Raw genomic sequence first — 20,097 nt, 5'->3', positions numbered from 1 at the left:
ATGGCACGAACGATTGTCAATCTTTTTTTCTCCGACGTTGCGCTATGCGTTGCAATCCGCTATGATGGAAACGCAGCAATTGACGACGGAATGGGAGTGGAAACGATGGCGAAGGTCATCCTGAAAAGAGAACGGAAAAAACGGCTTGAGCAAGGGCATCCATGGATTTTTCAAAGTGAAGTTGACCGCATCGAAGGCGATGCTGCGCCGGGCGACTTCGTTGACGTTTACAATCATCAAGGGTATTGGCTGGCGAAAGGATATATCAACCCCGCTTCGCAAATCATCGTCCGCGTCTTGACGCAAAACCCAAACGATGAACTCGATGAGCGCTTTTTCATCGACCGCATCCGTCAGGCGTGGGCGTACCGTGAACGGATGATTCCCGGCGTTCGCTCCTGCCGCGCCGTCTATGGCGAAGCCGACTTTTTGCCCGGATTGATCGTCGACAAATATGAAGATGTGCTTGTTGTGCAAATTTTGGCGCTCGGCATGGAAAGGCGGAAAGACTGGATTTTGCGCGGCTTGCTTGACGTGTTTGCCCCAAGGGCCATTTATTTGCGCAACGATGTGTCCGTTCGGGAGCTTGAGGGTCTCAAACAAGAAAAAGGCTTTTGGTACGGGGAAGCGGAAACGGAAATCGAAATCGAGGAAAACGGCGTGAAATACATCGTCGATATTGAAAACGGACAAAAAACAGGCTTTTTCTTCGACCAACGGCAAAACCGCGCCGCTCTTCGTCCGCTCATCGGCCCGGAGACGACCGTGCTCGACTGCTTCACCCATACCGGCTCGTTTATGCTAAACGCTTGTCTGTATGGGGCAAAACATGCTACTGCCGTCGATATTTCCGAACATGCCATCGAAACGGCGAAACGGAACGCCGCGTTAAACGGATTCACGAACGTTGAATTTGTCGTCGCCAACGCCTTCGACTATTTGCGCGAATCAGTGCGCGCCGGCAAACAGTGGGATGTCGTCATCATCGACCCGCCGGCATTCGCGAAATCGGCCCATGCCGTCCCGAAGGCGCTGCGCGGCTATAAAGACATTAACTTAAACGGATTGAAGCTTGTCAAAGACGGCGGCTTTTTCGTCACATCAAGCTGCTCGTACCACGTCCGCCCGCACCTATTTCAAGAAATGATCGCTGATGCGGCATTTGACGCAAAAAAAGTGCTGCGCCAAGTATATTGGAACGGCGCCGGCTACGACCACCCGAAACTCCTTGCCGCGGAAGAAGGCGACTACTTAAAATTCGCCATTTACGAAGTGCATTCCCGGCGGTGACGAGCCGCCCTCAAAGGCCGTTTCGATGCGCCGCTGGGCAGAAAAAACGCCTAGGGGTTATCCCTAAGCGTTTTTTCGTTCCCGGGGGCGAAGCGATTGTTCTTTATGCAAGACCGACAGATAGACAAGCATCGAAAGGAACACCGAACCGCTAGCAGCTAAATAAATGCTCGGATAGCCGAACCAATGGCTGATTTGGCCAAACACTATCGCCCCGACGCCGACCCCTAAATCAAAAAACGAGAAAAATGTCGCGTTCGCCATTCCCTTGCGGTGGGCAGGCGCCCGCTCGACGGACCACGCCTGCAGCCCCGGTTGCACCATGCCAAAGCCGAAACCGTACAGCACCGCCGCCAAAAGCAACGCCCATTCTCCCGGCAGCCAAGCGAGAAGAAGCATCGCCAGCAAAATAAGCCCCGCACCAGGGAGAAAGACGGCCCGATGCCCTTTTCGGTCATACAACTGGCCAGCGAACGTTCGCGTCACCATCAAGGCAAGCGCGTAAAGCAAAAAGTACAGTTGCAGGCCGCCGATCTGTTTTTGCGCCGTATATAGAGGCAAGAATGAGGCGATGCCGCCGAACGTCACCGTCAAGAAAAACAACAGCAACGACGGGGTCAAAGCGCTTTTTTCATACAAATCCCATCTGTTCGCCCCTTTGCCATGCACGGCTTCCGCTTTTTTATACGTGATCGCGGCGGCAAACAGCACCGAAGCGACTCCAAGCGCCGCACAAATGGCAAACAGATGGCTAAACGGAATCATAGCGGCAAGCACAAGTCCAAGCGACGGACCAAACGCCAAGGCGATATTCCCCGACAGCCCGTAATAGCCCATTCCTTCCCCGCGGCGGCTCGCTGGAATGATGTCCGTCGCCACCGTTCCGGAAGCGGTTGTCGAAAACCCCCAGCCAATTCCTTGGACGACCCGCATCAAAAAGAGAAGGAAAATGCTTGAGATCAAGCTGTAGGAACCGACAGAAATGACAAAAATGAGAAGCCCCAATAAAAACACAAACCGGCGCCCTTTCGTCTCAAGCGCATGGCCGGCGAACGGACGGACGATGAGCGCCGAAAACGTAAACACACCGACGACAACGCCAATCAGCTGATCGTTGCCGCCCAAATGCTCGACAAACAGCGGAAGGGTCGGCAGCGTCATTTGAAACCCAAGAAACACAAAAAAATTGGCCAAACAAATCAAAACAAAATCTTTCGTCCATATTTTTTCTTTTTGTTCTGCAATAAGCGGCTGCTGCTCCGCTCCCATACCGATCCCCCTTGCGAACGATGTATTTCGTGTCCCTTAATATTTGTTAGTATAACATAATCCTATGCCGCCGTTTAAGCAAAATGTGATTTCACCGTTCTCCCGGCAAGATGACGACAAAAAAGCCCCGCCCAGCCGGCGGTTCCCGGGTGTTGTTTGCGCAGCACCATCCTTCTATGATGCGTCAACTACCCCCACTTCGCGAACGCTTGAAGTGAGGGCTTGCAACTCCCCAGAAGTGCAAACGGACTTCGTCCTCCTTCCTTGACTTGGGGTTGCATCAGGGGCAGGTTGACAACTGCCCAACCACGCAGGTCATGCCTGCATCGTTACCGATTCTCTCGGTGTGTCTGTTGGCAGTACTTGGCTTCCACACACAACAGACGGACCTACGATCGATGTTTGACGGTTGCAACGTTTCCTGCAACCAACTCCATACATCGAGCAGCCGTTATGGGAGTGCCTTTATTGAACGGTTTTCTCCACGCCTTTATTCGATCATACACAAAAGAAAGGGGGAACGCGCATTCCTCTCCCACTTACTCCCTTTGGTCGTTGAAGTGGGAGTCTCCTGCGCGAAATAGGATGAAGAAAAAAGCCGCCGAACAATCGGCAGCCTTTACCATCCTTTTCGTTTGCGCAACGACACAATTTGTGCGGTATGATGTTTCCCATGCCATGCATACAACGCGGTCAATACATACAGCGGCATCTCCCCCGCTGCCCCTTCCGGCCGAATGGTTCGGTGAAAATCCACCTCCGTCATCGATTCAAGCAACACCGTCCAGCGCGCATGCAGCCCGTCAAGCAGTAAAAGCGACGATTCAATCGACAATGTACGGGCATCAGCTGTTTTCGCCCATTCACTTTCCGCAAACGGCTTCACCGTTGGGCCGTCTTCCGTCACTCCCCATTTCGTGCGCAAAAACGCATTCATGCTTGCATCAGCCAAATGATGGACGACTTGGGCCACCGTCCAGCCGCCGTCGCGATACGGCGTGTTCAGCTGCTCATCGTTCAAGCCGGAAACAGCGGTTCTTAAGTCGCTCGGCAGCCCACGGATGGCAGCAATCCACTTTTGCACCTCCTCAGCCTCAAAACGCTCCGGCTCTTGAAACGTTCCGATCGGGTAGCGAATCGGATCGACCGTCGCCATGTTGATCATCTCCCTTCCGTATTCATTCATTCCACACAGAAAGGCAAATTCCTTCTTATTCTTTCCAGATGTATACGCGCGCCTCGTACGGCTTCAGCTTAAAACGCGTCGCATTTTTATGCGGACGGACCGGGTAGTTCGAGAGCGCCAAATCGCTTGACTGAAGGCGGAAGCCGTCATAGCGGTAAAGTGAAGGACGATCAGATACGTTGACAATGATAAGCGCCCGATCGCGGCCAAGCGTTCTTGTGTACGCGTAAATGGATGGGTGGTTTTCCAAAAGCAGATCGTACGTTCCGTAAACAAACAGCTCGTTCGCTTTCCGAAGCTGAATCATTTGTCGATAAAACGACCATACCGAGTTCGGGTCGCGCCGCTCGGCCTCGACATTGATCGTACGATAGTTTTCGTTCACCTTGATCCATGGCGTACCTGTCGTGAATCCAGCGTTTGGGGCACCAGACCATTGCATCGGGGTGCGCGAGTTGTCGCGCCCGGTTTGCCAAATGATCTTCATCACTTCCTCATGCGTCCGGCCGTTCGCCCGTTCGAGTTCATACAGACGCAAGGCAGCGACATCGCGGTAGTCGCGAATGTCGGAAAATTGCACGTTCGTCATCCCGATCTCTTGCCCTTGGTAAATGAACGGCGTCCCTTGCATGAAAAAGTAGAGCGCGCCAAGCGCCTTCGCGCTCTCCGCCCAATACTCGCCGTCATTTCCCCATGTCGACACTGATCGAGGCAAGTCGTGGTTTTCCAAAAAGAGCGCGTTCCACCCACGGTTTTCCAATCCTTTTTGCCATTTCGTCAACGTCCGCTTCAGCCGGCGGACATCGATCGAACCATCGGCTTTCCTTTTCCAAAGCCCTAAATGCTCAAACTGAAAAATCATATGAAACACGCCGTTTTCTTCCCCGACCCATTGTTCGGCCTCATCAACCGTTACTCCGTTCGCCTCGCCGACCGTCATAATGTCATATCGTGCAAACGTTTGCTCTTTCAACTCTCGCAAATACTCCATAATCCCTGGCTGGTTCATGTGCGCAGCAAATGACGGCACGTACTTCAGCCCCTTCGGATTTGGCAAATCGGGAAGACCCGGCTTTTTCTTAATGTGGGAAATCGCGTCGATGCGAAAGCCGTCGATGCCTTTATCCAGCCACCAGTTGATCATGTCATACAGCGCTTCGCGCACCTCTCTGTTTTCCCAGTTCAAATCGGGCTGTTTCACATCGAAAAGATGTAAATAGTACTGCCCCGTCCGCTCGTCATACTGCCATGCCGAGCCGCCGAAAATGCTTTCCCAGTTGTTCGGTTCGCGCCCGTCTTTGCCGTCGCGCCAAATGTACCAGTCGCGCTTCGGATTGTCTCGCGATGACCGCGATTCGATAAACCACGGATGCTCATCACTCGTATGATTGATGACCAAATCCAAAATGACTTTCAACCCGCGCCGATGGGCTTGGGCAAGCAATTCATCGAAGTCATCCATCGTTCCAAACTCATCCATAATGGCATAATAATCGCTGATGTCATATCCGTTATCGGCGTTCGGCGACCGGTAAATCGGACAAATCCAAATGATGTCGACTCCAAGCTCCACCAAATAATCCAGCTTTTCGATGATGCCGCGAAGATCACCGATGCCGTCGCCGTTGGCATCCATAAAGCTGCGAGGATAAATTTGATACGCAACGCCTTCTTTCCACCATGTTTTTTTCAAGGCTGCCTCCTCCTTGCGCACACGTTTTCACTATTAACTGTACACGATATTGGTGCGATAAACAACTTCTCTTTTTCTCAAAAAAACAGCCGGTTGACGGGGCTGCACGCTCCTGCCAACCGGCTGGGGTTGATCAACTCGTTGCGCGGCTCGCTTCATAAATTTTTAAATTGTGATATACTGCCTCAAGCATCGGGGCATGGATGCCATGCCGTTTCGCCAATGCCAGCAAATACCCTTGCAAATGGTCGGCTTCGATGAGCTGTCCTTTTTCCATATCGCGCTGCATGGACGATTTCATCGTTGGGGCGATCTGTTCGAGCTGGGTGCGTTGCCGCTCGGCCATTTCATCGGTCAACGGCGCCCCATGCGCTTGGATGATCGTTTTGATTTCGCGAAACAGCCGGTCGATGATGACGCTCCCGTACTCGCCGGAGCGAATCGGCCCGATCGGGGCGCGGAACAGCGTCGTCACGCCCGACATCGTCGCGATAAACAAATATTTGTTCCACATATCAGCCGCAATTTGTTCGCTTAGGCGAAAACGGGCATTGGCGCCGGCAAACAGCGATTCGAGCGCCTTCACCCGTTCAGTCCGTCCTGCGGGCCATTCGCCGAAACGCATCTCATGCGCCGGGCTCGTTTGGATGATCTCCCCTCTCTCGTTTAACGTCGTTTCGATAAAGCAAAGCCCGCCTAAGACATTCTCGCGGCCGAACGCCTTCCATAACGCCTCCATATGGGCCATGCCATTTAACAACGGCAAAATCATCGTCGCCTCTCCAACATACGGTTTCGCGTCGGCGATGGCGCCGTCTAAATGGTACGCTTTGTTTGAGAACACGGCAAGATCAAATGGCTCGGCCGATTCACCGGCAACAAGCAATCTCGGCGCCAATACCGCATCGCCATGGATGCTGTGGATGACAAGCCCGTATTTCTCCAGTTCCTGTTTTCTGCGCTCGCGGACAAGAAACGTTACGTCCACCCCTTTTTCAAGAAGACGGCCGCCGAAATACCCGCCGACCGCTCCCGCTCCGACAAACAGAATGCGCATCGTATGTACAGCTCCTTTCTCTACTTGAGGGTTGATCCTACGCTTCCAACGTCTTTCACAAAAGCCATGCCGCCAATCGAACATGTTTCTCCACGATGATAAACAAGAAGAAAAAAGGAAGAAGGGAACGCGCCCCTCCTTCCTTCTCGTCCGCTAGCAGCAACGCGACACTTTGCCGCCTTTGGCATTGTAGCGCGCCTCTTGCGCCTCGCAGAAAAACTCTTTCCGCGACTTAATCGGCTCGCCAGGGTGATGGGTTTTCATATGCTCAACATATTTTTCATAACTCGGCACGCCGACAAGCAAGTCAAGAAACTGCCGGCGATAAGCCAAAACGTTTTGCAGCCATTTAGGCATAGTGCTTCGCTCCTTCTCCATCGCGCGGCACGTACGGCGCTTCCTTGAGCGGCACATGTTTGTTTTGCAATACTTTGATCCAAATGTTCAACGCCGAGATCAGCATCGCGATCACAACGAGCATGAAAATCGCGCACAATGTCGCATCAATGTAATCGTTCATAATAATTTGCCGCATTTGCGCCTCATTCGTTGCCGGCGCCAAAATTTTGCCTTGGCTCAAGCTGTCTTGGAACATTTTCGCATGCGACAAGAAACCAATTTTGACATTTTCGTGGAACAGTTTTTGATACCCGGCTGTCAGCGTGACGACCAAAAGCCATGTTGTCGGCACGAGCGTGACCCAAACATATGCCTTTTTGCCCATTTTAAATAGAACCGTCGTCGCAAACAACAAGGCGATGCCAGCCAACATTTGATTGGCGATGCCAAACAGCGGCCATAGCGTGTTGATGCCGCCGAGCGGGTCGACGACGCCTTGGTACAGGAAGTAACCCCACGCCAGTACGCAAAGGGTCGTAGCGATCAAGTTCGAGGCAAGCGAATCCGTTTTGCCGAGCGGTTTGTAAAACGTGCCCATAATGTCTTGGATCATGAAACGGCCGACGCGCGTGCCGGCGTCAATCGTCGTCAAGATGAACAGCGCTTCAAACAGGATGGCAAAGTGATACCAGAACGCCATAAGCGCCTTGCCGCCGATGACGCTCGATAAAATGTGCGCCATCCCGATCGCCAACGTCGGCGCCCCGCCCGTGCGTGACAACACCGTTTGTTCGCCGACGTCTTTCGCCAACTGCGCAAGCATATCCGGCGTGACGGTGAAGCCCCATGACGATACCACTTTTGCCGCCTGCGCCACATCGGTTCCGATGACAGCAGCCGGGCTGTTGATGGCAAAATACGCCCCTGGCGTCAAGACGCAAGCCGCCACCATCGCCATGACAGCGACGAACGACTCCATCAGCATCGCACCGTAGCCGATCGGCCGCGCATGGCTTTCAAGCTCAATCATCTTCGGCGTTGTGCCGGATGAAACGAGCGCGTGGAATCCAGACACCGCGCCGCAAGCGATCGTAATGAACAAGAACGGGAACAAGTTGCCTGCAAACACCGGCCCGGTGCCATCGATAAATTTCGTCACTGCCGGCATTTGCAAGTCCGGCATGACGACGAAAATGCCGAGCGCCAATCCGACAATCGTGCCGATTTTCAAGAACGTGCTCAAATAGTCGCGCGGCGCCAACAACAGCCATACCGGCAACGCCGAAGCGACAAAGCCATAAATGATCATTAAGATGGCGATCGTTTCCCCTTTTAGCGTAAACATCGCCGAGAGCGTCGGGTGCTCCGCGACATATTGCCCGACCACGATCGACAAAATCAACAGCACAAATCCCCCAAGCGACGCTTCAGCAACGCGCCCTGGACGGATGAAGCGCATGTAAATGCCCATCAAAATCGCAATCGGAATCGTCGCGGCGATCGTAAACATCCCCCACGGGCTTCCGACAAGCGCTTTCACGACAACGAGCGCCAATACGGCCAATAAAATAATCATAATGCCCAAAATGCCAAGCGCTGCGATCAAGCCCGTCACCGGACCCATTTCTTCCTTAATCATTTCGCCGAGCGACTTCCCGTTGCGGCGCATCGAAGCGAACAAAATGACAAAGTCTTGCACCGCTCCGCCGAGCACAACGCCGATCACAATCCAAAGCGTCCCAGGCAGATAGCCCATCTGCGCGGCCAAAATCGGTCCGACAAGCGGTCCCGCACCCGCAATAGCGGCAAAGTGATGGCCAAATAGCACCCATTTGTTCGTCGGAACATAGTCCTTCCCGTCATTGAACACTTCCGCTGGCGTTTTCCGGTTATCATCAAGACCAAACACTTTGCGGGCGATAAACCGGCTGTAAAACCGATAAGCGACCGCATACGTGCAGACGGCGGCGACGATAAGCCACATGGCGTTGACCGATTCGCCGCGGCTTAAAGCCAAAATGGCAAACGCTGCGGCCCCAAGGACGGAAATCAGGCCCCATAACAAAATCGATTTTAGCCCCTTCACACGGCTTCCCCCTTTATTTATTTGTCAAAATCCTTTACGTAACTATTATATTCATTATTCTGAAAAATTTAAAGTATTTTTTTATCTTCAGCTAACATATCGTTTGGTTCTATAGGAAAGTTTTCCTGCATTCCTATTGCAAAAAAGTATAAAACAAGTCTTTGGCGCAAAAAATGTAATTGCACCCATCGGCTTAACCAGCAACTGACCATGAAGCACCCATCGATTGTCTCCAGCTCCATCTGACGGTGCAACGGACAAAGCAACGATCAACTAATATTATCTCAGTAAAGGGTTCGAGAAGGTGAAAGCGATCGAAGCATTGTTATGGAGCATTGCTTTGCCTGGATTCGGGCAACTGTTGAACAAAAAGTATATAAAAGGAATTTTGTTTATTGCGTTGGAATTTGTGATTAACACCCAATCCCATTTCAATGAAGCCATCCGCCTCAGCTTTTTGGGACGTACGGATGAGGCCGCCCGCATTGTCGATATCGGATGGCTGATGTTTTATCCATGTTTATACTTTTTTGCCATGTGGGATGCGTTTAAAGACGCTGGCGGCGGGCAAACGCCGTACTCGTTTTTGCCGTTTGTCGTCTCCGCCTACTTTGTGACGGTCGGCTTGATGTACTCGTCGCACGTGACGATCGGCGGCGTGTTTTTTGGACCGATTTGGCTGCCGATCTTATCTGTCATCCCCGGGCTCTCCATTGGATGGCTGCTGCAATTTCTGCTGCTGAAATGGAAATAGCCATCCGCTTGGTGATTGCCCAGCCACAAAAGCCGCCAATTATTCATTGGCGGCTTTCGGTTGCGGCTCTTTGGCGCTTTTTCGTTTTTTCATCGTTCCCGCCACAATGACAGCGGCAACAACAAGCAACTCAAATCCATACTTCACGGCAGGATTGGCAAAATACGCCTTTAAAAACGGCTCATCGACGATCATTTTCGCCGCCGTCCAGGCGAGGACACCGGCGCCGATCGTAATAATGATTGGGAAGCGCTCGATCCATTTTAAAATAAGCGTGCTGCCCCACACCATGATCGGAACGGAAATGAGCAACCCAAGAACGACGAGGAGAAAGTTTCCGTGCGCGGCGCCGGCGACCGCCAATACGTTGTCAAGCCCCATCAACGCATCGGCAATAATGATCGTGCGAATCGCCTCCCATAAATTTCCCCCGGCTTCAACATCGTCGTGGCCCTTCCCCTCAACAAGCAGCTTATAGGCGATCCAGACAAGCAGCACGCCGCCGACAAGCAAAAGCCCTGGGATTTTCAGCAGCCAGACGACGAAGATCGTCGCCAACGCCCGGATGACGACAGCGCCTACCGTCCCCCAGACAACGGCCTTTTTTTGCTGGTATTTGGGCAAGTTGCGGGCCGCCAATCCAATCACAATGGCGTTATCCCCTGCCAGCAAAAGATCAATAATGACGATCGACAGCAACGCCGTCCAAAACTCTACTGACAACAGATCCATGGAAGAATCCCCCTTTACAAGTTATATTTTTCTTTTAATGAAACCGGGGCCATCTTAATGACTTGTTGCAAAATAAATAGGAAGACGGCCAAATCATCGATCAAACCAAACAACGCAAGCCAATCCGGAATGAGGTCAAGCGGCAGCGCTATATACAAAAGCAGCAAACCGACGGAAAACAATTTTTTTCGCATTGGCACTTCATGAGAAACGAAAAATTCAAACAAAAACGGTAGAAAACGCCGGACATGGACGATGAAGCGAAGCCGTTTCCACCATTTACGCATGCCATCCCCTCCACTTTTTGTTCTTTTGAAACCGAACCTATCTTCCTTTACGATTATCTTCCCCCCTTTTGTTTCATGAAATGAAAGAAGGCCCTTACCATCTTTGGTAAAGGCCTCCATAAATAAAATAGACCTTTACCAACATCGGTAAAGGTCTCGCTAACAACGTCGCCGTTGCCAACAAAGCCGAGGGCATGCGCCCTGAACTGACGACTTTGCTGTTAAAGCTACTCCCCTTTAACAAAAGAAACTATATTCGTTTTTATATTTTCATGATATTCAATATTTATACCTGTTGTCAACTCTTTTTCTTGACAAGAAATGAATCCAATTTATTGCCCCGCCGTAAACTTCAAACCAATGACTCCGACAAGAATGCAAAGCAAAAACGCCACACGCGGCGCGTTGACTGGCTCGTTTAAAAACAACATGCCGACCAAGGCCGCGCCGAGCGCTCCGATTCCCGTCCACACCGCATAGGCGGTGCCGATCGGCAACGTTTTTATCGCCAGTGATAAAAAGTAAAAGCTCGCCGCCATCCCCGCAATCGTCACAACAGAAGGCCAAAAGCGGGCAAACCCGTTCGTATATTTCAGCGCGATCGCCCATACAACTTCGAACAAACCAGCAACTATTAAATAAACCCACGCCATGCCCCGTCCTCCCTTTTTAGCGAAAATAAAAAAGCCGCGAGAACGATCGAAACGATGCTCCTCCCGGGCTTTTGTCCCTCCGTGCACGCGGCGATGCCGCGCGTTTTCTCTCGGTCGCAGGCCGGCCGCAAAGCAGCCGCGGAACCCTAGAAAACCTTTTTCTTCTTTTTTTCCGCTGTTATTGTACCATGTTTGTGGCCAATCGGCTACTGATTTAACCATCGTGCCGCTGGCATAGCAAGAAAGCAGATGGGACATTCCCATCTGCTTTATACCGGATCGTTATCAACATCGCTGTACGATTCAATCGCTTGATCCAGCGCCCGATACGCCTCAGCGAAGGCGTTCGTCGCCGATTCATCTCCAGCCTCGGCCAGCTCCATTCGTGCATTGCGCGCATGGGCGACGGCGCGAATGACGTCTTCAATCATTTGTTTCTTCTCCCCAGCGCTCGCCTTCAATTGTTCAAGCTCATGGAGCGCCCCGTCAAGGCTCGTCGAACGCGGCTCTTCAAATGCCTGCTCCAATTGTTCTTTTACACGTTGCAGCACTTCTTTCATGATCGCCCACCCTTCCTTGATTCGTTGTCATCCGCTAGTGTAAGCGATTGGCGGCAAACTATGCATTACCAAGACGCTGAAATTGTGTTTACTCATTTACGTGCACATCTTTCAAACCAGCCCAAAACGCGGCGATGATCGACAGGGCGACGATGATCATCGGCGCATACATGATCAAAAATGTTTGCATTATCCTTTTCCCCCTTCCCATTTTCCTTTAACGTACGCCTTGTTAAACAAAAAGAGGCGCATAAGCAAATAAAGTGACGGAATTAATAACAGGAGGCCGGCAATAAACGCGACGATCAACGCCATAGCCATCGTCTCATTCGTAAACCCGTCATAAATCGTCAAATACGGGTATAACAAATACGGATAATGTGAAATGCCATAGGCGTAAAAGGCGAACGCATATTGAAACAACAGCGCAATAAACGCCCAGCCGAACCGCCGCTGCCGCCAAAGCAGCCAAACGGTAATGACAAAAAACAAAAAGGAAATGACCAGCATCCACGCCACATTCCATAGGTTGGCGTAATGCTCGGGATTATGGTAGCGGAGCTGGTAAATAATGAGCAGCGCTGACAACATCGTCGGCCCGCTCCAAAGAAGAGCGTAGCGGCGCAACAGCGCCCGCGCCCGTTCATCCTTGGCCTCGTCCGCATAGTACGTTAAGAAAACGGCAGAAATGTAAAGAACGCTCGTCACACTGAGCAGCACAATGCTCCATGACAACGGGCTTGCAAACAGCTTCCCATAATCCAGCGCAACGCCTGAGGTGCCTGCCTCCACAAACCCGCCTTCGGAAATCGTCAACACGATGGACAGGGAGGCCGGAATAAACAACCCCGTCAATCCATAAGCGATTAAATACCAGTTCCGTTCCGTCCCCCCATACGTATGAAACGCATAGTACGAGCCGCGAATAGCTAACAAAATGATGGAGATGCTCGCCGGGACAAGCAAAATAGAACCGTAATAATACGCCGTTTTCGGAAAAAAGCCGACAATGCCGACAAAGAAAAAGACAAGAAAGACGTTCGTCACTTCCCATACAGGGGAAAGATAGCGCTGAATGATGCGGTGCAAAATATGCTGTTTGTTTGCCCAATGGCTATAGGCGCTGAAAAACCCAGCCCCGAAATCAATCGAGGCAACGATAATGTACCCGAACAAAAACAGCCATAACACCGAAATGCCAATGACTTCGAGCGTCATGGCGCCACCTCCCCGTTATTGGCCCGCTCTGCCAGCTCCCGTTCAACCGGGTTGCGGCGGAACATACGGATGAGCACTGTTGCGCTCGCAATTACTAACACCATATACAAAAGGCAAAACAACACAAGCATCGTATCCACATGCGCCGACGATGTCGCTCCTTCCGCCGTTTTCATATAGCCGCGCAAAATCCACGGCTGCCGCCCGACTTCCGCTAAGTACCATCCCGCCTCAATCGCAGCCATCGCCAGCGGCCCTCCCGCCACCAGCAGTCCAAAAAACCACTTTTTCGCCGTCCACTTCCAGCGGAAAATCGATCCGAGCCAATACGCGGCTGCGACAACCATTAAAAACACCCCGATCGTGACCATCACATCGAATAAGTAATGAATGTACAGTGGTGGGCGTTCATCTTCCGGAACTTCGTTCAGTCCGGTCACAACCGCAGCGGGATGGTTATGGGCCAAAATGCTAAGGGCATATGGAATTTCCAAGGCATATTTCACTTCCCCGTCTTCTTGGAGCGCGCCGAACAGGATCAACGGTGCATGGGAGCTCGTTTCAAAATGCCATTCAGCGGCCGCCAGCTTTTCTGGCTGGTATTCGGCTAAAAATTTGCCCGATAAGTCGCCAATCAATGCACTGGCTACCGAAAAAATAAAAGCTGTTTTCATCATTAAATGAAGTGCCTTGCGATGATAAATGTGACGATTGCCTTTCCATAAATGCCAAGCGGCGATCGAAGCAAGCACGAATGCTGACGTCATATACGAAGTCGCCAGCACATGGGCGACTTTCGTCGGCATCGCTGGGTTGAACATAGCCGCGATTGGATCGATGTTGACAAGCTCGCCGTTTTTAAATTCAAACCCTTGCGGCGTATTCATAAACGCGTTCACCATCGTAATAAACATGGCTGATGCTGAAGACCCAATTGCCACCGGGATAAGCAAAAGCAAATGTTTTTTCTGATTTTCGAACCGATCCCATGTATACAAATAAATGCCGAGGAAAATGGCTTCAAAAAAGAAGGCGAACGTCTCCATGAACAGCGGCAAGCTGATCACTTGGCCAGCCAGCTGCATAAAGTTCGGCCATAAAAGCGACAGCTGCAAGCCGATCGCTGTTCCTGTCACCACGCCGACCGCTACGGTGATGACAAAACCGCGCGTCCAGCGGCGAGCGAGTAAGATGTAATGCATATCATTTTTGCGAATCCCAACCCACTGGGCAATGGCGATCATCAGTGGAATCCCGACGCCGATCGTGGCATAAATGATGTGGACCGTCAGCGTCAATCCCGTCAAAATACGGCTAAGCAGCACCGGATCGTAACCGTTCACGATTCATCCCCCCTTATGAAAACAAGCGGCCAATCAAGGAAAGCAAGACAACAGCCGCAACAGCAAAGCTAACGAACACAAGCGTTTTTTCATGCCGCTTCCACATATCCATCCCCCCGGGCGAACAAACAGTGGTGAAGAATTTGTGACAACCATCACAAATTATCCACTTCATATTATTTCATAAAATCGGGGACGCTATCCGGCATGATTTCGAATAATTTGTGTCATTTTTCACATATTCATCGTGACAAACAAAAAAAGCAGGAGATCCCTGCCCTCATGTTATAAATATTTCCGATGCACCGTTTTCCCGTCATACGTAAACAACATCGGCTTTTCCTCGACGACCGTCTCCATATGGACCGGACGGCCCCACAACTGATAAATGTATGGGAGCACTTTTTCTAAATACTTCAGATCGAGTTCGATTCCTTCATACCAATGCTTCAAATACAACTCTCCGTTGCGCATATAATCGCCGTCATTGACCGTGATATACGGGAATCCGCCGTTTACCCGCATGCTGACGAGTTGGTCGCGGATATGCTCCCAGTTTTTGTCGACGATTTTATATTCTTTCCCCTGTTTTTGGAACAAATACATATCTTCGCGCATAACGAGCTCTTTCGTTAAATAGTTGCGCAAAAACGAAATGTCGGATTCGAGTTCGCGCACTTCAAAAATTTTCGCCCTCCCCGACCCCGGCTTGACGCCGTATTTTTTCATCTCCTCAGTCGGGTTGTTCCACCGCTCTTCAATGTCTTCAAAAATTTTCAGTCCTAAATAATACGGATTGATGCCAGTGCGCGACGGTTGCACGACGTTGGCGTTCAGTTTCGCAAATTCAATCGCCTCATCGCTCGTCAAATCCATCTCGCGCAAAATGCGCTGATGCCAATACGTCGCCCATCCTTCGTTCATGATTTTCGTCTCCAGCTGCGGCCAAAAATAAAGCATTTCCTCGCGCATCATCGTTAAAATGTCGCGTTGCCAATCCTCCAGTTCGCGGCTGTATTCTTCAATGAACAATAGCACATCTTTTTCCGGTTGCGGCGGAAACTTGCGCCGTTTTTTTCGCGGCGGCGTTTTCAGTTTGTCTCGCTCGTCAAGCGACCATAAATCGTCGTACGGCGTCGATGTTTTCGGAGGCTCCTCCTCTTCGTACACTTCCGTATCTTCCCACGTCCATGACAGCTTTGGCCGCAGGAGCGAGGGATCGATATGCTCCTGAATGGCCAAGACGGCATCCAAAAATTTTTCCACTTCCAATTTTCCGTATTGATGTTCATAATGCTTGATCCGCTCCGCTGTCGCCGCCATGCTTTCCACCATATCGCGCTTCGTGTTGCTGAAGCGGACGTTGTTTTTGAAAAAGTCGCTGTGGGCCAACACATGGGCGACGATCAGCTTATTTTGGATGAGCGTATTCGTATCGAGCAAAAACGCGTAGCAAGGGTCCGAATTGATGACGAGCTCGTAAATTTTGCTTAACCCTAAATCATAATGAAGCTTCATTTTGTAAAACTGTTTCCCAAAGCTCCAGTGGGAAAATCGCGTCGGCATCCCATAGGCACCAAACGTATAAAGAATGTCCGCCGGGCAAATTTCATAACGCATTGGATAAAAATCAAGGCCAAATCCTTCCGCAATTTCCGTAATTTCCGCAATCGCCCGTTCCAACTCTTTCAGCTCGTCCTGCCGCATCCATCTCCCCCCTTTTTCCTCTTATCACAATGTATGAGGGAAACGGCGTTTTGATACGTTCCATCGTTTGGCATGAACGCGCAGCGCCCCATTTTCATTTGTGGACCGTTGGCTTATAATGGTCATATACAAGAAATCGCGGCAAAGCGTGGTGGTCATTTGCAGCACTATTTGCATTATCTTATCGAACACTTCGGCTACATCGGCATTATGGTTGCGCTGATGCTCGGCATCGTCGGGCTGCCGATCCCCGACGAGCTGCTGTTGACATATGCCGGTTACCGCGTTTCAACGGGGGCGTTTTCGTATCCGCTCGCTTTTCTTTCCTGCTGGCTTGGAGCCATCATTGGCATCTCGCTCAGCTATATGCTAGGGATTACGCTCGGGCTGCCGTTTTTGCATAAATTCGGTCCCAAGCTCCATCTTACAGAAAAACGGCTCGAGCAAACGAAAGCGCTTTTTTCGAAGCTCGGCCCAGCGGTATTGTTCATTTGCTATTTCATCCCCGGCGTTCGGCATCTCGCCGCCTTTTGGGCCGGCATGAACGCCTACCGTTGGAGAAAGTTTGCCTTGTTCGCCTACAGCGGGGCGATGGTGTGGGTCGCTGTCTTTTTGACGATCGGCGCCTATTTTGAAAGCCGCTGGATGGCCGTCAAGCAGTACATCCATGCCTACCGTCCATTCTTATTTCCAGTCTTTTTGGTCGCTCTTGGTTTCGCCATCTTCTATTGGTACATCCAGCAAAAGCGAAAAACACCGGGGTAATCTCCGGTGTTTTTCATTCTCTATGCGCGCTATACGTTCTCGCGCGGGCCGCGATGGTACGTTTCTGTCAGCAATCCCATAAACAGGCCGAATCCGAACATAAACATCGAGGCCCCGATAATGCCGAGACTGATGATCGTCAAGAAATAGTCTTTGTTGTAAGCGCTTGCGATAAAACTAAGCAAAAACAGTACGACTCCGACAATCAATCCCACTGACGCCATCCATTTGCACATGTTGATCATTTCTTGCCCTTCGTGCCGTTTGTTCATTCTCATCATCCCCTTATTTTGAGGATACTATCCTTGTCACAAAATTGCAACATTTATTTTTCCTTTTTCGTTTTCATTTCGGTTATAATTTATATTTTACCTTCTGTCGCAACATTTACAGGGCAACAAAACGCCCCGCCGTCATACACTAACAATGACTCCTTCTTGATAAAGGAGGCATGCCGCTTGAACACCGTCGACTATGATAAGGCGCTCTATTACACGCATCGCTCCGAATGGGACAATTTGCTCATTTTAATGGTGCGTACGCCTGATGATATTCTGTCGAAAAAAATTGAAAAGTTTCTCCACGCTTATAATTTTGAACATGACTACTCCGTCATCCAGGAGCGGTTGCACGCCTTGCTTCGCTATATTGACCATGCGCTTGAAGTGAGCGAACAAAAAATGGGAGTCGAGCAGTACGCGCAGTTTTACTCGTAAAACGAACGGGGAATTGGCCGATGCCAATTCCCCGCAGATTGTGCTGATCATTGCGCATAAGAAGGCGAAACGGTGCTAAGCACATCCTTTACGCGCTGCATGACGGCTTCTGTTAAGCGCGCTAGTCTTTCTTCGCTGTCCCCCAGCGACGTCCCTTTGACGCCGAAGTACGCCTTCATTTTCGGCTCCGTCCCTGATGGACGCAGACAAAACCACGAGCCATCCTCCAAGATATACTTGAGCACATTGGATGTCGGCAAATTAATGGCCGTTTTTTCGCCGGTCAACGTGTTCGTCCGCTCTTTCGTTTTGTAATCCTCAATCACCGTCACCTTTTTCCCCGCGGCCTCCACCGGCGGCTGTTGGCGGAACGACGCTAAAATCGCGGCAATCGCCTCTGCTCCTTCTTTGCCTTTCAGCGTGAGCGATCGTTGCCCCTCGCGATAATAGCCGTACTGGTCAAACAATTGCAAGAGCGCCTCATACAACGATAGCCCTTGCTTTTTATAAAACGCACACACTTCCGCCGCGAGGACAGCCGCCTGCACGGCATCTTTGTCACGGACAAAATCGCCGATCAAATACCCATAGCTTTCCTCATATCCGAACTGGAACACATATTGCCCTGTTTGCTCGTATTCCTTTATTTTTTCACCGATGAATTTGAAACCGGTCAACGTATCGACCGTCTCAAGACCAAACGATTGGGCGATCGCCCGACCCAATTCAGACGTCACGATCGTTTTTAAGACAACACCATTTTCCGGCAGAGTGCCTTGAGCTTTTCGTTGCGACAGCAAATAGTGGAGCAACAAGCCGCCGGTTTGATTGCCGGTCAGCACGACATAGTTTCCCTTGTCATTTTTCACCGCCACGCCCAGCCGGTCGGCATCCGGGTCGGTGGCGATCAACAGATCAGCGTTCACTTGCTTGCCCAACTCCATCGCCATGGCGAAGGCCGCGTGTTCTTCCGGATTGGGCGAGGCGACCGTCGAGAAATTCGGATCCGGCAACTCCTGCTCTTTGACGACAAAGACGTTTTGGTAGCCGAGCTCAGCGAGCGCGCGGCGCACCGGTTTGTTTGACGTGCCGTGAAGCGGCGTAAACACGATATGGATCGCCGTTTCCCGAGCGAGCTCCGGATGGATGGAAATCGTTTTGACCGCATGGATATAAGCATCATCGACTTCGCTTCCGATGATGCGAATAAGGCCTTTTTCTCTTAACGTTTTCTCATCTTCCACATGAATGGCGAGCTCATTTTCGACTTCATTGACATAGCGGATCACTTGGTCGGCGACAGCAGGCGGCAGCTGTCCCCCGTCCTCTCCATACACTTTATAGCCGTTATATTCGGGCGGATTATGGCTAGCGGTGATGACAATGCCGGCAAACGCCCGCAAATAGCGAACAGCAAACGACAGTTCCGGCGTTGGACGCAATTCATCAAACACGTATGTTTGAATGCCGTTCGTCGCCAACGTTTTCGCCGCCTCCATCGCAAATTCCGGCGACTTATGCCGGGAGTCATAGGCAATGACGACCCCGCGTTGCTTCGCCTCATCGCCAAACGATTGTATGTATCGCGCCAATCCTTCCGACGCTTTTCGCACCGTATACATGTTCATTCGGTTCGTCCCCGGGCCAATCTCGCCGCGCATGCCGCCGGTGCCGAATTCGAGATTTTTGTAAAAGCAATCCTCCAGCCATCGTTCATCATGGCGGCGTTGTTCCAACAACCGCTTCAATTCCGGATCGAGCTGCGGCTCACGCAGCCATTGTTCGTATTTTTGTCTCCACTCCATCGCTGTTCCCCCTTGATTTTCATTTTCCCTGTTTATGTATTCGCTCCCATCATACAATATACCTGCCAAAAGAAAAAGGATGCCCTGGAAAAAATGTGGGCATCCTTTTCCCCCATTACCCTTGCGGCTGCGACGGTTCGGAAATGCTCGTCAACGCCTGTTCAGCCGCTTCGTTTGATGCGCTGTTCGTCGCAATATCGCCTAAAGCGACAATGCCTTGAAGCTGGTTGTTTTCCACGATCGGCAAACGGCGAACTTGATGTTGGGCCATGACATTCGCGGCTTCCTGTACGCTCATATTCGGCGTACCGGTGACGACTTGGTTCGTCATGACCTCCGCTACTTTGACGGTCGACGGGTCTTTTCCTTGGGACGAGACGCGCAACGTAATATCGCGGTCCGTAATCATCCCTTTGACTTGCCCGTTTTCCACAACCGGAAGCGCCCCAATATTTTTTTGGCTCATGATTTGCGCTGCTTCTTGCACCGTTTGGTTCGGCGAAATCGTTGCGACGTTTTTCGTCATAATGTCCTGCACTTTGTTTCCGCTGTTGTTCGTCAATGTGATCCTCCCCTTTCACCGATTAGTATGGCTCGTTTGTCGAGCGATATAGATAGAAAATGTTGTTTTCTTTCC

The 20,097-nt window shown here is 51.0% G+C and carries 21 protein-coding genes and 1 riboswitch; of the genes, 4 read left to right on the top strand and 17 right to left on the bottom strand.

Annotated features, from left to right (window positions below; translation table 11 throughout):
* The first annotated feature begins 105 nt into the window (after positions 1–105).
* Positions 106–1,290 (top strand): class I SAM-dependent rRNA methyltransferase, encoded by a 1,185-nt coding sequence (locus JCR24_RS04615; protein WP_025038991.1) that lies wholly within the window; start codon positions 106–108, stop codon positions 1,288–1,290.
* 63 nt (positions 1,291–1,353) lie between these two features.
* Here JCR24_RS04615 and JCR24_RS04610 read toward each other — a convergent pair whose 3' ends face one another.
* The 6 genes from JCR24_RS04610 to JCR24_RS04585 form a co-directional block, all read right to left on the bottom strand.
* On the bottom strand, positions 1,354–2,559 hold the full coding sequence (locus JCR24_RS04610; RefSeq protein ID WP_011230121.1) for an MFS transporter: 1,206 nt from the start codon (positions 2,557–2,559) through the stop codon (positions 1,354–1,356).
* Positions 2,560–3,178: 619 nt separating this feature from the next.
* Complete coding sequence (locus tag JCR24_RS04605) at positions 3,179–3,715, bottom strand: YfiT family bacillithiol transferase (RefSeq protein ID WP_238980170.1); 537 nt, start codon at positions 3,713–3,715, stop codon at positions 3,179–3,181.
* Positions 3,716–3,770: 55 nt separating this feature from the next.
* On the bottom strand, positions 3,771–5,438 hold the full coding sequence (locus JCR24_RS04600) for a glycoside hydrolase family 13 protein (protein ID WP_238980169.1): 1,668 nt from the start codon (positions 5,436–5,438) through the stop codon (positions 3,771–3,773).
* Positions 5,439–5,571: 133 nt separating this feature from the next.
* A complete protein-coding gene (locus JCR24_RS04595; RefSeq protein WP_238980168.1) occupies positions 5,572–6,495 on the bottom strand; it encodes a ketopantoate reductase family protein in 924 nt (307 codons plus the stop codon).
* A 153-nt stretch (positions 6,496–6,648) separates the two neighbouring features.
* Complete coding sequence (locus JCR24_RS04590) at positions 6,649–6,852, bottom strand: YbdD/YjiX family protein (protein WP_011230117.1); 204 nt, start codon at positions 6,850–6,852, stop codon at positions 6,649–6,651.
* Complete coding sequence (locus JCR24_RS04585; RefSeq protein ID WP_238980167.1) at positions 6,845–8,920, bottom strand: carbon starvation CstA family protein; 2,076 nt, start codon at positions 8,918–8,920, stop codon at positions 6,845–6,847. The genes JCR24_RS04590 and JCR24_RS04585 overlap by 8 nt, the downstream gene beginning before the upstream one ends.
* A 304-nt stretch (positions 8,921–9,224) precedes the next feature.
* Between JCR24_RS04585 and JCR24_RS04580 the strand changes: the two genes are divergently transcribed.
* Positions 9,225–9,674 (top strand): hypothetical protein, encoded by a 450-nt coding sequence (locus JCR24_RS04580; protein WP_014194961.1) that lies wholly within the window; start codon positions 9,225–9,227, stop codon positions 9,672–9,674.
* A 39-nt stretch (positions 9,675–9,713) separates the two neighbouring features.
* On the opposite strand, the gene JCR24_RS04575 is transcribed toward JCR24_RS04580, so the two are convergent.
* From JCR24_RS04575 to JCR24_RS04545, 8 genes are all read right to left on the bottom strand, one after another.
* Positions 9,714–10,406 (bottom strand): TerC family protein, encoded by a 693-nt coding sequence (locus JCR24_RS04575; RefSeq protein ID WP_021322501.1) that lies wholly within the window; start codon positions 10,404–10,406, stop codon positions 9,714–9,716.
* 14 nt (positions 10,407–10,420) lie between these two features.
* Positions 10,421–10,693 (bottom strand): YkvA family protein, encoded by a 273-nt coding sequence (locus JCR24_RS04570; protein ID WP_011230113.1) that lies wholly within the window; start codon positions 10,691–10,693, stop codon positions 10,421–10,423.
* A 332-nt stretch (positions 10,694–11,025) separates the two neighbouring features.
* Entirely contained in the window at positions 11,026–11,346 is a 321-nt protein-coding gene (locus JCR24_RS04565; protein ID WP_011230112.1) for a DMT family transporter, read from the bottom strand.
* Positions 11,347–11,404: 58 nt separating this feature from the next.
* Positions 11,405–11,507, bottom strand: a riboswitch (guanidine-I (ykkC/yxkD leader).
* A 108-nt stretch (positions 11,508–11,615) separates the two neighbouring features.
* Entirely contained in the window at positions 11,616–11,906 is a 291-nt protein-coding gene (locus JCR24_RS04560) for a hypothetical protein (RefSeq protein WP_015374000.1), read from the bottom strand.
* 88 nt (positions 11,907–11,994) lie between these two features.
* The gene (gene cydS, locus JCR24_RS17630) at positions 11,995–12,096 is read right to left on the bottom strand and encodes a cytochrome bd oxidase small subunit CydS family protein (RefSeq protein WP_011230110.1); all 102 of its coding nucleotides are present in this window, start codon (positions 12,094–12,096) and stop codon (positions 11,995–11,997) included.
* On the bottom strand, positions 12,096–13,124 hold the full coding sequence (locus JCR24_RS04555) for a cytochrome d ubiquinol oxidase subunit II (RefSeq protein ID WP_015373999.1): 1,029 nt from the start codon (positions 13,122–13,124) through the stop codon (positions 12,096–12,098). Before JCR24_RS04555 ends, cydS begins: the two co-directional genes overlap by 1 nt.
* Positions 13,121–14,467 carry a cytochrome ubiquinol oxidase subunit I gene (locus tag JCR24_RS04550; protein WP_011230108.1) on the bottom strand — a complete coding sequence of 449 codons (1,347 nt, stop codon included), beginning with the start codon at positions 14,465–14,467 and terminating at the stop codon, positions 13,121–13,123. The genes JCR24_RS04555 and JCR24_RS04550 overlap by 4 nt, the downstream gene beginning before the upstream one ends.
* Before the next feature lie 285 nt (positions 14,468–14,752).
* On the bottom strand, positions 14,753–16,174 hold the full coding sequence (locus JCR24_RS04545; RefSeq protein WP_190304908.1) for a SpoVR family protein: 1,422 nt from the start codon (positions 16,172–16,174) through the stop codon (positions 14,753–14,755).
* 159 nt (positions 16,175–16,333) lie between these two features.
* On the opposite strand from JCR24_RS04545, the gene JCR24_RS04540 reads away from it, so the two are divergent.
* Positions 16,334–16,939: a DedA family protein gene (locus tag JCR24_RS04540; protein WP_011230077.1), complete on the top strand. Its 606-nt coding sequence runs from the start codon at positions 16,334–16,336 to the stop codon at positions 16,937–16,939.
* Positions 16,940–16,968: 29 nt separating this feature from the next.
* Here the strand turns inward: JCR24_RS04540 and JCR24_RS04535 are convergent, their stop codons facing one another.
* On the bottom strand, positions 16,969–17,217 hold the full coding sequence (locus tag JCR24_RS04535) for a hypothetical protein (RefSeq protein ID WP_025039331.1): 249 nt from the start codon (positions 17,215–17,217) through the stop codon (positions 16,969–16,971).
* Between the two features lie 180 nt (positions 17,218–17,397).
* Between JCR24_RS04535 and JCR24_RS04530 the strand changes: the two genes are divergently transcribed.
* Positions 17,398–17,655: a YhdB family protein gene (locus JCR24_RS04530; protein ID WP_013146280.1), complete on the top strand. Its 258-nt coding sequence runs from the start codon at positions 17,398–17,400 to the stop codon at positions 17,653–17,655.
* A 47-nt stretch (positions 17,656–17,702) separates the two neighbouring features.
* Here JCR24_RS04530 and JCR24_RS04525 read toward each other — a convergent pair whose 3' ends face one another.
* Complete coding sequence (locus tag JCR24_RS04525) at positions 17,703–19,460, bottom strand: phospho-sugar mutase (RefSeq protein ID WP_015373995.1); 1,758 nt, start codon at positions 19,458–19,460, stop codon at positions 17,703–17,705.
* 115 nt (positions 19,461–19,575) lie between these two features.
* On the bottom strand, positions 19,576–20,022 hold the full coding sequence (locus JCR24_RS04520) for a CBS domain-containing protein (protein WP_013146282.1): 447 nt from the start codon (positions 20,020–20,022) through the stop codon (positions 19,576–19,578).
* Positions 20,023–20,097: the final 75 nt, after the last annotated feature.

It is taken from the genome of Geobacillus sp. YHL, assembly GCF_022341265.1.
In the GTDB taxonomy this organism is placed as follows: domain Bacteria; phylum Bacillota; class Bacilli; order Bacillales; family Anoxybacillaceae; genus Geobacillus; species Geobacillus thermoleovorans.
This window is presented reverse-complemented; position numbering and strand designations above follow the sequence as displayed.